At 53.2% G+C, this 12,293-nt stretch carries 13 protein-coding genes; 8 read left to right on the top strand and 5 right to left on the bottom strand.

All coding sequences use genetic code 11. The annotated features are described in order from the left end of the window. Positions 1–32: 32 nt before the first annotated feature. Positions 33–551, bottom strand: coding sequence for a thiol peroxidase (gene tpx, locus NSQ46_RS09025; protein WP_007127703.1), 519 nt, complete (start codon positions 549–551; stop codon positions 33–35). A 120-nt stretch (positions 552–671) separates the two neighbouring features. Here tpx and NSQ46_RS09030 point away from each other — a divergent pair, with 120 nt between their 5' ends. Both NSQ46_RS09030 and NSQ46_RS09035 read left to right on the top strand, forming a co-directional pair. Further along, on the top strand, positions 672–1,286 hold the full coding sequence (locus NSQ46_RS09030) for a rhomboid family intramembrane serine protease (protein WP_007127704.1): 615 nt from the start codon (positions 672–674) through the stop codon (positions 1,284–1,286). Between the two features lie 83 nt (positions 1,287–1,369). Next, positions 1,370–2,308 (top strand): LysR family transcriptional regulator, encoded by a 939-nt coding sequence (locus tag NSQ46_RS09035; RefSeq protein ID WP_007127705.1) that lies wholly within the window; start codon positions 1,370–1,372, stop codon positions 2,306–2,308. A gap of 166 nt (positions 2,309–2,474) precedes the next feature. Here the strand turns inward: NSQ46_RS09035 and NSQ46_RS09040 are convergent, their stop codons facing one another. After that, entirely contained in the window at positions 2,475–3,155 is a 681-nt protein-coding gene (locus NSQ46_RS09040) for a zinc metallopeptidase (RefSeq protein ID WP_007127706.1), read from the bottom strand. Positions 3,156–3,197: 42 nt separating this feature from the next. Then, positions 3,198–3,635, bottom strand: a complete 438-nt coding sequence (locus tag NSQ46_RS09045; protein WP_028405182.1) for a MerR family transcriptional regulator — start codon at positions 3,633–3,635, stop codon at positions 3,198–3,200. 340 nt (positions 3,636–3,975) lie between these two features. Between NSQ46_RS09045 and NSQ46_RS09050 the strand changes: the two genes are divergently transcribed. Genes NSQ46_RS09050 through NSQ46_RS09060 form a run of 3 tightly spaced genes read left to right on the top strand, consistent with a single transcriptional unit; the run spans position 3,976 to position 7,286 of the window. Continuing rightward, positions 3,976–5,415 (top strand): ammonium transporter, encoded by a 1,440-nt coding sequence (locus NSQ46_RS09050; RefSeq protein WP_007127708.1) that lies wholly within the window; start codon positions 3,976–3,978, stop codon positions 5,413–5,415. 45 nt (positions 5,416–5,460) lie between these two features. Further along, complete coding sequence (locus NSQ46_RS09055) at positions 5,461–6,549, top strand: DUF294 nucleotidyltransferase-like domain-containing protein (RefSeq protein WP_007127709.1); 1,089 nt, start codon at positions 5,461–5,463, stop codon at positions 6,547–6,549. After that, positions 6,546–7,286 (top strand): exonuclease domain-containing protein, encoded by a 741-nt coding sequence (locus NSQ46_RS09060; RefSeq protein ID WP_007127710.1) that lies wholly within the window; start codon positions 6,546–6,548, stop codon positions 7,284–7,286. Before NSQ46_RS09055 ends, NSQ46_RS09060 begins: the two co-directional genes overlap by 4 nt. 78 nt (positions 7,287–7,364) lie before the next feature. On the opposite strand, the gene NSQ46_RS09065 is transcribed toward NSQ46_RS09060, so the two are convergent. Further along, positions 7,365–7,859: a M67 family metallopeptidase gene (locus NSQ46_RS09065; protein ID WP_007127711.1), complete on the bottom strand. Its 495-nt coding sequence runs from the start codon at positions 7,857–7,859 to the stop codon at positions 7,365–7,367. Positions 7,860–8,007: 148 nt separating this feature from the next. Between NSQ46_RS09065 and NSQ46_RS09070 the strand changes: the two genes are divergently transcribed. Then, complete coding sequence (locus NSQ46_RS09070; RefSeq protein WP_007127712.1) at positions 8,008–8,565, top strand: TlpA disulfide reductase family protein; 558 nt, start codon at positions 8,008–8,010, stop codon at positions 8,563–8,565. A gap of 77 nt (positions 8,566–8,642) precedes the next feature. Here NSQ46_RS09070 and cimA read toward each other — a convergent pair whose 3' ends face one another. After that, positions 8,643–10,259 carry a citramalate synthase gene (gene cimA / locus NSQ46_RS09075; RefSeq protein ID WP_007127713.1) on the bottom strand — a complete coding sequence of 539 codons (1,617 nt, stop codon included), beginning with the start codon at positions 10,257–10,259 and terminating at the stop codon, positions 8,643–8,645. 334 nt (positions 10,260–10,593) lie between these two features. On the opposite strand from cimA, the gene NSQ46_RS09080 reads away from it, so the two are divergent. Beyond that, entirely contained in the window at positions 10,594–11,895 is a 1,302-nt protein-coding gene (locus NSQ46_RS09080) for a DNA polymerase IV (protein WP_007127714.1), read from the top strand. Positions 11,896–12,041: 146 nt separating this feature from the next. Next, positions 12,042–12,281 (top strand): ferredoxin, encoded by a 240-nt coding sequence (locus NSQ46_RS09085; RefSeq protein ID WP_007127715.1) that lies wholly within the window; start codon positions 12,042–12,044, stop codon positions 12,279–12,281. The last annotated feature ends 12 nt before the right edge of the window (positions 12,282–12,293 follow it).

Raw genomic sequence — 12,293 nt, forward strand, 5'->3', positions numbered from 1 at the left:
TTATTTTCGTATGTAACCGCGGCTAAGCGGTTCTATCGAAGAGACTTCACGGCATCGACGGCCGCTTCGTAGTTCGGATGCTCTGTCATTTCACCGAGGTATTCCACATAGGCGATCTTGTCTTCCTTGTCGACCACGAAGATCGAGCGCATATCAAGCTGGAATTCCTTGATGAGCACGCCGTAGGCTTCCCCGAAAGAACGGGATTTGTAGTCCGACAGTGTAATGACACGGTCGACGCCGGCTGCTCCGCACCAGCGGGCTTGGGCGAACGGCAGGTCGGCGCTGATCGTCAGCACGACAACGTCGTCTCCGAGCCCTGCGGCTTCTTCGTTGAAGCGGCGGGTCTGCGCATCGCATACGCCGGTGTCGAGGGAAGGGACGACGCTGATCAGCTTGATTTTGCCTGCAAAGTCCTTAAGGGATGCATCCTCCAGCAGGTTTTTGCTCACCGTGAAATCAGGTGCCGAATCGCCAACCTTAAGCTGAGGTCCGATAAGTGTAATAGGATTGCCCTTGAATGTGGCAGCCCCCGTGCGTTCTTGAGCCATGAGAAATCTCCTCCTTGGATATCAAAGTTTGGTGATCAGGTTCATGGTACATTATAATCTTTTTAAAAAGGATATGTCCACTTTCCGGACGTCCTGTTTGGCTTGGAAGAGGAGGATGCTATGATATTTGTTCGTTATGAGAACTGGAGAAGCTATCTCCGTTATTATCCCGTCACTTCGCTGCTGCTGGTTGCAAACCTGGTGATGTTCTTTATTACGGTCTTCGACGGCGGCTCCCGAAATCCGATCACGCTGCTGAAATACGGGGCGCTGACGGATCTGCCGCAATTTACGGGGGAACCTTGGCGTTACGTGACGGCGATGTTTTTGCACAACGGGTTCGATCACCTGCTGTTTAACAGCTTTGCCCTGCTCGTCTTCGTCCCGCCGCTGGAGCGCATTATGGGAAGCTGGAAGTTCGGGCTGCTCTACCTGCTCAGCGGCATTCTGGGGAACGTGATCGCCCTGGCTTATTACGGCCGTATGGAAGGCTATGAGACTCTTGTGGGCGCGTCAGGCGCCATCTACGGGGCCTACGGAGCCTATCTGTATATTGCGCTCTTTCAACGGCATGTCATGGACATGGCGTCGCGCAGGACATTGTTCACTTTGCTGATCTTAGGGATTGTCCTCTCCTTTACGCCGGGAATCAGCCTCGTCGCGCATTTCGGCGGACTGATCGGCGGGTTTTTCCTCTATGGTCTGATGATTCGATTATTTAAGCAGAGGACTTAATCAGATCTGTAGAGGTGCTGTAACAAATATAATGAATGATCCGATAAAGTTTTCTAGGGAATGAGAATGGAGCGATAAAAGGCGTGGAATTACGACAGTTGCAATACTTTGTAAAGGTTGCGCAGAAGGAACACGTTACCCAAGCGGCGGAGGAGCTTCATGTGGCTCAGTCAGCCGTCAGCCGTCAGATTCATCAATTGGAAGAAGAGCTGGGTGTTAATTTGTTCATGCAGAAGGGCCGGAATCTGCAGCTGACTCCGGTCGGACAGCTTTTTTGCAAACGGGTGGAAAGCATCATGAAAGACTTGGAGCGGGCGGTCGTCGAAATTCATGAATTTCTGGACCCGGAGCAAGGGGAGATTCGCATCGGATTTCCTCACAGCCTTGGCATACACTTGATTCCTTCGATTGTAGCCGAGTTTCGGAAGAAGTATCCGAACGTCAAATTCCGGTTCAAGCAAGGCATGTTTCCGACGCTGATCCGGGATGTGGTGACGGCGGAGGTGGATCTGGCCTTCGTGTCGCCGTTTCCGGAACGGCATGAGCAGGTGGATGGAGATATCGTGCTGACGGAGGAGCTGTTCGCGATCCTGCCTCCGAATCATCCGCTGGCCGGCGAGAAGTCGATCAAGCTGGAGCAGCTCAAGGATGAGCGGTTTGTGCTGTTCAGCAAAGGCTACTCCCTCCGTCCGATCGTCTGGCATGCTTGTCTGGAAGCCGGATTCACCCCGAAGATCGCCTTCGAGGGGGAAGAGACGGATACGATTCGGGGACTGGTTGCAGCCGGCATGGGGGTTAGTCTGCTCCCCGAAATGGCGCTGTTTCAGACCAACCCGCTTCAGCCGGCCCGTGTTCAGATTTCCGAACCGAAGGTTACGCGTTCAATCGGCCTGATTCATCGCGCGGATGAGAAGCTTCCGCCTGTTGCCCAGGCCTTCCGCACATTCCTCCTTCAATATTTCGGGATTGATCCATCCGTCAAGCCGGAAGGAGAAGAAGGGGAGTCGGTTTCATCTCCCTAGTTAGCGCATTGCGGTTCGTTATTCGAATTATCATAAGTTTCCACAGAAAAAGGGCTTCCCTTTACGCCGGTAGCGGCTGTAAGGGGAGGCCCTTTGCTTGTTGCATCTTTGGATTGTCATCCGATCATGCCGCTAGCGGCCCGATCGGGGGTGATGGTAAGCAAGATTACTCTCGATTGCTTGTAAAGATCATAATGTAACGGATCAGCTCCAGCAAGGAAATCAGCGCTGCTGCGACATAGGTCAGAGCGGCAGCATTCAGTACCTTGGCCACACCGCGTTCTTCGTTGTTCGCAATATAACCTTCCTGAACCATCAACTGGCGGGCACGGCTGCTGGCGTTAAACTCGACAGGGAGTGTTACCAGCTGGAAAGCCACGGCGCAAGAGAAGAAGATGATACCGAGACCGACGAGGTTCATCGCCTGGAACAGGAACCCGGCAATTAGGAGAAACGGTGCGATGCCGGAAGCGAAGTTAACGACCGGGAACATCTTGTGACGCGCCACCAGCATCGGATAATGCTCGGCATGCTGGATTGCGTGGCCCACCTCGTGACATGCTACCGAAACCGCAGAGATCGAACGCTCGTAATATACCGGCTCCGACAAGCGAACCACCCGTTTAACGGGATCGTAATGGTCGGACAGTGCGCCCGGCACCGGTTCGATCGGCACATCGTGCAGACCGTTGGCGTCGAGCATGCGTCGTGCGGCATCATAGCCGGTCAATCCGGTGCTGTTGTCAACCTTAGCCCATTTATTAAACGTTCCTTTTACCCGGAACTGTGCCCATAAAGAGAAAATAAAAGCGATGATAATAAGAACAAACATCCAGTCAGCGTACATTTATCATACCCCCATCGTAATAAGATTGTGACTGCTACATGACTACATCGACGTGAATTGATTCAGCAAAATTTGAAGTGACTCGATACATGCAGCTCCTTTGGGCAAAATATTCGCAAGTACCTCCCGGGCCTGACTAGGCTTCATCTCACGAAGAAGCGGATTGAGCTCCTTGACGTTGCGCTCCAGCTGCTTCATCTGGATTTCCAGTTCGGTCAGCTTTTCGGTCATTTCGGAATCATTCGGTACGGATTTCCACCGGTTCAATCTGTCCTTAATCTCTTCGAGAGTATATTTCTCTTGCTTCAACTGATTAATACGTTCGAGCGTGCTTAAGGTTTCGGAACTGTACAAACGGTAATTTTTTAACGTCCGTTTTTCAGGGGAGATCAATCCCAGCTTGGTGTAATAATCAATGGTTCTTTCACTGATTCCGGCTGCCTTCGCCAGCTCTCCGATCCGGAAAAGGTTTCCTTTCATGATCCCCATAATGAAATCACCTCACAGGTTCTTTGATTGGACATTAATGAAAGCAATATATTTTCATTTTAATAGAAATATGATACATGATTCGGAACCGTACAGTCAAACGTCATAGTTGTGACGAATATGCTGGCCGATGCCCCTATACCGCTTCCTAAGAAATGTACGGAGAGTTTGCACTGTAAACACTATATGTTATATTTTATTACATAAAACGGCGGTTTGTTATCATTTTTTTGAAAAAAGCCGTTGAAATCGCGAAGGATGCTCCCTATAATAACAATAAGAATTTGAACTTGTGTTATATTATATGACATGAAGGGGAGTGCAAGGCTTGATGAAAAAAAGATGGATTGGTTTAATGGTGGGGATGCTCGCATTACTGGTGTTTCCGGTTAATGCGTTCGCCGCGGAAGAAGGGGCCTCAAACGTTGAATTGACGGCGGGACTAAACTCCGTATTCGTATTTCTGGCTGCCTTGCTTGTATTCTTTATGCAAGCCGGCTTCGCATTGCTGGAGGCAGGCTCGGTCCGGATGAAAAACGCCGGGCACGTCGCTGGGAAGACCTTCCTCACCTTCGGCATTTCGATTGTCGCATTCTGGGCGTTCGGATTTGGTCTGGCCTTCGGCAACGGCAACAGCTTCTTCGGGTTTGAGGGCTTCTTCCTAAGCGGAGATAATGCCGCAAGCTCATTCGACTCATTGTCGATTTATGATGTGCCGACAACGATTATGTTCTTATTCCATCTGTCCTTCGCTGCCGTATCCTTGGCAATCGCCTGCGGCGGCATGGCAGAACGCGCTAAGCTCAGCGTGTATATCGTGTTTGGACTGTTGTTCACGATCGTCATTTACCCGGTCGTTGCTCACTGGGTATGGGGCGGCGGCTGGCTCGGTGCTCTGGGGATGCAGGATTTCGCCGGTTCGACCGTCGTTCACTTGACCGGTGCTACGGCAGCTCTGGTAGCTACTATTCTGCTGAAGCCTCGTCTTGGCAAATACAACAAAGACGGGAAGCCCAACAGCATTCCCGGCCATAACCAAGTGCTGTCGGTTCTCGGTGTATTTATCATTTGGATCGGCTGGTTCGGCTTTAATCCGGGCAGCACCATTTCGGCGCTGACGGACGGATTCTTCGGCTTCGTTTCTTTAAATACGAATATCGCAGCGGCAGCAGGCGCGCTGGCAGCCCTGCTCATTTCTTGGGCGGTGCTCGGCAAAGCCGATATTCCAAGCATGCTCAACGGTATTCTGGCTGCATTCGTTGCAATCACCGGCGCTTGTGCATTCGTAGAGCCATGGGCCGCAGTCGTTATCGGTGCGATTGCAGGAACGATTACCTTTTTCACGGCGCAGTGGTTTGACCGCAAAGGCATCGACGATCCGGTATACGCGTTCTCCGTGCACGGCGTCGCCGGAATGTGGGGGGCGGTATCCACAGGCCTGTTCGCGGCTCCACGACTTGTTGAAATTACCGGCGTCGGTAAAGCAGGACTGTTCTACGGCGGAGGCTTCGGCCAGCTTGGCGTGCAGCTCCTCGGGCTGATCGGCACATTCGCATTCGTGCTCGTGATCTCCTTTATCATTTTGTACATTATGAAAGTAACGATGGGTCTTCGCGTAACGGAGGAAGAGGAGTTGATGGGTCTGGACATCAGCGAGCACGGAACGTATGGTTATCCGGAGCAAATGAAGCTGATGACCGAATCCGAAGTAAAATCGGGCAGCTTCCGTACCGGACCGAATCCGGCACCGGGCAGTGATCCTGCGCTTTAAGCATTACTGTCATGTGAATGATTGAATAAATAAGGAGGCCGCAGCATGGAATCCAAAGCATCCGTCAACCGGCTTCCGGAGCATTCGGAAATGCCGGACATTCAGAAAGCAAATTCAGTCGAGCAATTGCGTGATGTACGGATTACATGTCAACAGCAGCTGCTTGATCTGCGCCCCAAGATGGAGTTTTTGGAGTGGGTCGCTTCCGTGAACAGCATGCATGACCAGATCAACAGGCGCGCAGCGGAGCTCTGTGAGCAGAACATGTGGGAGGCCGGCTTCGGACGGCTTCCCGCACGTTATGCTTTTGTTGCTTTTGGCAGCATCGGAAGGCAGGAGGCGACATTATGGAGCGATCAAGATAACGGTCTGATCATCGGCGATGAGATGCAGGGGGAGGATCTGGCATATTTCCGCGAATTCGGTTTGAGACTCGCCGACATGCTGGAAGTGCTGGGTTATCCAAAATGTCCGGGCAGGGTGATGTGCTCCGAGCCCTTGTGGAGTATGCGTCTTGAAGACTGGAAGAATCAGATCCTTGAATGGAGCAGTAATCACGAGTGGGAGCCGATCCGGAATCTGATCATAGCCTCCGATCTTCGCCTCATCGCCGGATGCCCCGAGCTTTCTGATGCATGGCTGTCCCATTTCCGAAGCTCGGTGGCGCAGCATCCGGGAATTACGCATGCCGTGTTGCGAAACACGGTCCGGCATAAAGCTACGCTAAACGTGATGGGCAGAATCGTGACCGAAAGGTTCGGCGAGCATGCAGGCGATTTTGACGTGAAATACGGGATGTATATCCCGCTGGTGAACAGCATTCGAACGATGGCGCTACAGCGGGGAATTATCGAGCATTCCACCTTGAAGCGGATGGAGAAAGTGATGCTGCTCGAAGGGGATAATTTGCTGCTCGAGAGCGTGCAGCGCGCATTCCTTACAGCCTTGCGTTACCGTAACGATACTCCTTGGCGCATCGAGGATGGGCTGGTCAAGAGCAGCGGTTATATTCAGAAAGAGCAGCTTAAGAACAAAAACGTGCAGTATGAGCTCCGCGATACGCTGGGCGTGGTGAGACGGATTCACCGCTCCTTGCAGCGAGAGCATCGTTTTGCGGAAAGGAGGAACCTATGACAGAGCCAGTCCAACCGGGCGGAGGGTTCTGGAATATGCTCCGCCCCCGCAACATCCATTCCGCCATCACGTCAATGCGCGGTGCCCAGACGGCGCAGCAGCTTGCCTTTATCCGTTCGCAAATGAAGGATAACCGGAGGCCGGAAGCTTTGGGGACGCCCCTGAACGAGTTGGAGGTCGTCGTGTTCGATCTGGAGACGACAGGGTTCCATCATCAGCACGGTGATGAAATCTTATCGTTCGGAGCGGTCAGGGCCATAGGAGAGCGAATCATCGAAGAGGATGAATTCCACATGATCGTTAACAGCGGCGCTCCGGTGCCTCCTTCGATCACGGAGCTGACGGGCATAACGCAGGCTATGGTCGATGAAGCCCCGCCTTTAGTGGAGGGGCTTCGCGATTTCATGAGCTTTGTCGGCGGCAGTGTTCTGGTTGCCCATGCTGCCGCGCATGACCGGGGGTTTCTGAATGCGGCGCTGTGGAAAACGTCTAAGGTCCGTCTCTCCCACAGACTGCTGGATACGATGATGCTGGCACAGAAGCTCTTCCCCGGACAAACTGGCTACAGCCTGGATGAGCTGCTGCAAAGCAGCGGCATTCCGGTGGAAGGAAGGCACCAGGCATTGTCCGATGCCCGGATGACCGCCCGCCTGTGGACGCGCTATATACGGGAAATCCAGGAGCGGGGCTTTGCCGAAACGCTTGGCGATATGTACGTTTATTTAGGCAAGGATTGAATCGCAGCACGAGCCCCGAGCCGTTTCCGGCCGTTGAAGGGCCAGTAGCAGTATCGTTCAGCAGCCGGGGTGGGCTGTCTAACCATCGTCCCGGATCTCGAAGGTATGAGGGAGGAGCGATTGTATTTTCTTAACCCCTCGTTCATCCTTGTCCATGCGTGCTTCAACCCGGTAGGCGTTCAGCTTAAGCTCTTCTGTCCCGGTTCCAGCCGGTGTGCCGATGAGATAAATACTGAACAGGCCGCCGAAGGCCTGCAGGTCGGCAAGGTCCTTCCGTGAGGGCTCCGGGTGGGAGGAGGGATGGCTGTGGAACAAGCCGATGATGCCGCGCTTCGACAGGAGAAGGCGGGTCCATTCCGCCGGCTCAAGCCGAAAATGATGCAGCGGATCCTCGGCGGTATTCGGTACAGGTATAAATTCCGATACGCTTATCGGTGCATTTTGATGATTCCCCTGCCCGATAAGGATTCCGCATGCCTCTTGAGGAAGCGCGGCGTATGTATAAGCAGCCATCTGCTCGAATACGGGCCTGCAGAGGAGAATGGGGCGGAACGGATTCTCTGATTTATTCATGGTCATCCTCCAATTACTATCTTCGTGCTGCGTAGTTTGAAAGTTGCCGGTTTCAGGGTACAATAGGTATTGGATGCTGATTGATATTAGCGGGGATACGCTTCTTCAAAGCAGCATCCTACTAAGTATAGCAAAGGAATCCATACCCATGAAACGTAACATCATGATCCTGGTTCTGATCATTATCGCGGCGGGTGCCGTCATTTATAATCAGGCCGGCGACGATATCGAGGCCGTCTTCTTGCAGGAGAAGCCTCTTCCGACCGAGACGGGAGCCAAAGCAGGGCTGCTCGCCCCGACTTTTACGCTCCAAGGCTTTGATGACAAAGAGACGTATTCCGCCGGAGGCCCGCGTGATAAGGCGCTGCTGATCAACTTCTGGGCGTCCTGGTGCGGTCCCTGCCAGCAGGAAGCGCCGGAGCTTAACAAGCTGGCGGAGCAGTACGCAGATGAACTGGAGATTTACGGGATTAATGTAGGCAAATACGATAATAAGAAAAAAGCAGAGCAGTTTATTCAAGACTACAATCTTCGTTATCCGATCCTCACGGACCCGAAGGGGGAGGTGTTCGAGGGGCTGTACCATGGCCAAGCCTTCCCTACGAACGTCCTGATCGATCGCAACGGCGTCATCCAGGAAATCATACTCGGTGCGCCTGATCCGAAAGATCTGCACAAGAAGGTTGCGAAGCTTGTCAAGGAGTAAGCGGCGGCATATAAAAAAGCGCAGGTATCCGATCTTGCTTGGATACCCGCGCTCTTTTTCGTTAAGTGGAGTAGTGATTAGTGATTGACCAGCCCCTGCCGTTTCTCGGCTGCATGCACATGCTCCGGCGATATTTGGCCGAGGAGGGCATATCTCATACTGTCGACCAGCGCCTCCCAGCTCGCTTCGATGACGTTGCTGGATACGCCGACCGTATTCCATGAATTCTCGAAGTTTTTCGATTCGATCAATACGCGGACCTTCGCGGCAGTGGCGTCTTTATCATCCAGGACGCGCACTTTATAGTCGGCCAGATGCATTTCCTTAAGCGTTGGAAAGTATTGAACGAGCGCCTTACGGAGCGCGTTGTCAAGCGCATTGACCGGTCCGTTGCCTTCAGCCGCCGTGTAGATGCTCTCCCCGGCAACGTTCACCTTAACGAAGGCCTCGGAGACTACCGGCTGTCCGGCTGCCTTCTCGACAAGCATTTTGAAGGATTCGAAGGTGAACAACTCCTTCAGCTCCCCGCTCGCTTCCCGCAGCAGCAGCTCCAAGGATGCGTCGGCACCCTCGAACTGGTAGCCTTCATGCTCAAGCTCCTTGATCTTTCCGATAATATGCTTTGACTGCTCGCTTGCCGGATCGAGCGCTATGCCCATATCTTGAGCCTTGGAGACGACATTGCTCTGGCCGGCCAGCTCGGATACGAGCACCCGCTGCTTGTTCCCGACCTTCTCAGGCTCGATGTGCTCGTACGTCCGGGAATCGCGCAAAATGGCGGAGACGTGGATGCCGCCCTTGTGGGCAAAGGCCGCATTGCCGACATACGGCTGATTGACCGGCATGTTGACATTGGCAATTTCGCTGATATATCTTGCGGTATTGGTCAAGGTCCGCAGATTCTCTTCGCCGATGCATTCGTAACCGAGCTTCAGCTGCAGATTCGGGATGATGGAGCACAGATTCGCGTTACCGCAGCGTTCCCCGTATCCGTTCATCGTTCCCTGAACGTGGCGGACCCCGGCCTGTACAGCGCTTAGCGTATTGGCTACCGCCAGCTCGCAGTCATTGTGCGTATGAATCCCCAGGTTGGCACCTGGCAGAGGGCCTTGCAAAGAAGTGACGATCTGCGAAATTTCATGCGGCAGGCTGCCCCCGTTCGTGTCGCACATGACGAGCCAATCGGCGCCTGCTTCACGGGCTTTGGACAACACGGCAACCGCATACTCCGGATTATTCTTGTAGCCGTCGAAGAAGTGCTCGGCGTCAAAGATAACCTCGAGTCCCTTCTGCTTAAGAAAGGCGATGGAATCATAGATCATGGACAGATTCTCTTCCAGCGTCGTCTGAAGCGCCGTATGGACATGGAAATCCCATGACTTCCCTACCAGCGTCGCGGCCTGTACGCCCGACTCCAGGATTCGCTTCAGATTCGCATCCTGCTCCGCAACGGAACCTTTGCGGCGGGTGCTGCCGAACGCCGTTATTTTGGAGGTTAAGCGAAGCTCCTGGACTCTTTTGAAAAACTCGATGTCCTTGCTGTTGCTTCCCGGGATCCCGCCTTCAATATAATGAACACCAAGAGCATCCAGCTTCTTGGCAATTTTGACCTTGTCGTCCGCTGACAGGCTGACTCCTTCGCCTTGGGTTCCGTCGCGAAGCGTCGTATCAAAGATGGAAATGGACTTAGACATGATGTCCTCCTTTTTGGGTGTCCGGGATGGACTGTTTTTAGTTTGTGTGTGATTCATTCATAGCGCTTGCATTCCAGATGCCGCAAGCCTGAAGCAGTGCTTCTTATGATGCTTGTTGGTATACGATTTTCTTATAATTTTGTATTATAGCATTTCTTTGCGGGAAAGTAACAGAGTAAAACAAACTTTTAAGAAAGCAAGCCGTCTTGACCGTTCGATTCGTCGAGGGGTATGCTGTAGGCGTCAGGAATGTAACCTTATCCTTATCGAATATGAGATTAACCGCGTCTCGGATTTAAGATAGAACCGTACCAAACAGAAAGAAGGTATCCCCATGGGACATATTGATGATTATTATCCGGCCAGCGGCCGCGTCATTCTACATGTGGATATGAATGCTTTTTACTGCTCGGTGCATGAGGCGGAAGAGCCGGAGCTGTATCGCGGCAAGCCGACGGCCGTCGCCGGGAGCGTCGAGCTGCGCAAAGGGGTCATCGTTACCTGCTCCTATGCTGCACGTGCCCTCGGCATTCGCACGGGAATGAATGTAAGGCAGGCGCTGCGGCTGTACCCGGACCTGATCATCATTCAGCCTGATTTCCATCTGTACCGGAAGTACTCCAATGCGTTTATGAATATAGCGTATGCTTACACGCCGCTGCTGGAAGCGACGTCGATCGACGAATGCTATCTGGATATTACCGGCTCCAAGCAATTCGGCACACCGCTCGATATCGCGAAGGAGATCCAGGAACGGATCCGCGAGGAGCTGTCCCTGCCATGCTCCGTCGGCATCGCGCCGAACAAGCTGCTCGCCAAGATGGCGTCGGACATGAAGAAGCCGAGCGGGCTCTCGGTGCTCCGGATCCGGGATGTGCCGAATGTGCTGTGGGGCAAGCCGTGCGCCGAGCTGTTCGGCATCGGCCGCAAGACGGCCGAGAAGCTTCGCAAGCTGAACATTCTCACCATCGGCGATCTGGCCAAAGCCGATGAACATTTGCTGACTTCGGCCTTTGGCGTGACGGGGGCTTGGATGAAGCGCGCCGCGAACGGGATTGACCATTCACCTGTCGTGGCGGAACGGGAGCAGAGCAAATCCATCGGGCACACGACGACGCTGCCGCAGGACGTCACCTCGAGTGACGAAGCGAAGCGCGTGCTGCTGAATTTAAGCGATCAGGTTGCGCGCCGGCTAAGGCGTAAGGGCTTGATGGCCAGCGGGATCCAGATTACCCTGCGCACGCCGGATATGAAGACGATCACCCGATCGAAGCAGCTTTCCGTTCCGACCGAGAATACGGAAGACATCTACCGGGAAGCCTGTGTATTGTATGATCGGCATTGGAAGCAGGAACGCCCGCTTAGGCTGCTCGGCGTCACGCTGCAGCAGCTTGCCCGGAAGGAGGAAGCGGCGATTCAGCTCGATCTGTTCGATTATGAGAAGCAGCCGAAGAAGGAGTCGCTGACCCGGGTTATGGACGAGCTGCGCAATAAATTCGGGGAGAGCGCCGTGCTGACGGCCGGCATGCTGGGTGATGATCCGTCGTCCCTCATCCGCGATCATAAACGGAGAGGAACATCGCTGCAGATGGACTTTGCCAGAGAGCATGGCCAATCGCGAAATAACGAAGATTAGACGTCGTTTTGTCGGAATATGTTAGGAAATTTATTTGTATTCCTAAAAAAATTGTATTAATATATGAAGATGGCGGAGCAAATCCGTTGGCTTGTATTTTGTTCATTTAAACGAATGTTTATAGATATACAGGAGGAAGAGAGACTATGGCTAAATACACCTGGGTTGATAAAGATACATGCATCGCATGCGGCGCTTGCGGAGCAACAGCCCCTGATATTTACGATTATGATGATGAAGGCCTGGCGGAAGTAATCTTTAACGGGGACAATAACCGCGGGGTGACGGAAATACCGGAAGACATGCACGACGATATGCTCGATGCTTGCGACGGTTGCCCGACGGATTCGATCCGCATCGCTGACGAACCGTTCAACGCTGAATAATTGCGAGTCGGC

It is taken from the genome of Paenibacillus sp. FSL M8-0142 (genome assembly GCF_038597315.1).
Taxonomy (GTDB): domain Bacteria; phylum Bacillota; class Bacilli; order Paenibacillales; family Paenibacillaceae; genus Paenibacillus_AQ; species Paenibacillus_AQ lactis.

Excerpts from the sequence above, each read along its gene's own strand:
- NSQ46_RS09045 (WP_028405182.1), bottom strand. The coding sequence starts at position 3,635 with ATGAAAGGAAACCTTTTCCGGATCGGAGAGCTGGCGAAGGCAGCCGGA.
- tpx (WP_007127703.1), bottom strand. The coding sequence starts at position 551 with ATGGCTCAAGAACGCACGGGGGCTGCCACATTCAAGGGCAATCCTATT.
- NSQ46_RS09070 (WP_007127712.1), top strand. The coding sequence starts at position 8,008 with ATGAAACGTAACATCATGATCCTGGTTCTGATCATTATCGCGGCGGGT.
- NSQ46_RS09040 (WP_007127706.1), bottom strand. The coding sequence starts at position 3,155 with ATGTACGCTGACTGGATGTTTGTTCTTATTATCATCGCTTTTATTTTC.
- NSQ46_RS09050 (WP_007127708.1), top strand. The coding sequence starts at position 3,976 with ATGAAAAAAAGATGGATTGGTTTAATGGTGGGGATGCTCGCATTACTG.
- cimA (WP_007127713.1), bottom strand. The coding sequence starts at position 10,259 with ATGTCTAAGTCCATTTCCATCTTTGATACGACGCTTCGCGACGGAACC.
- NSQ46_RS09065 (WP_007127711.1), bottom strand. The coding sequence starts at position 7,859 with ATGAATAAATCAGAGAATCCGTTCCGCCCCATTCTCCTCTGCAGGCCC.
- NSQ46_RS09080 (WP_007127714.1), top strand. The coding sequence starts at position 10,594 with ATGGGACATATTGATGATTATTATCCGGCCAGCGGCCGCGTCATTCTA.
- NSQ46_RS09060 (WP_007127710.1), top strand. The coding sequence starts at position 6,546 with ATGACAGAGCCAGTCCAACCGGGCGGAGGGTTCTGGAATATGCTCCGC.
- NSQ46_RS09030 (WP_007127704.1), top strand. The coding sequence starts at position 672 with ATGATATTTGTTCGTTATGAGAACTGGAGAAGCTATCTCCGTTATTAT.
- NSQ46_RS09055 (WP_007127709.1), top strand. The coding sequence starts at position 5,461 with ATGGAATCCAAAGCATCCGTCAACCGGCTTCCGGAGCATTCGGAAATG.
- NSQ46_RS09085 (WP_007127715.1), top strand. The coding sequence starts at position 12,042 with ATGGCTAAATACACCTGGGTTGATAAAGATACATGCATCGCATGCGGC.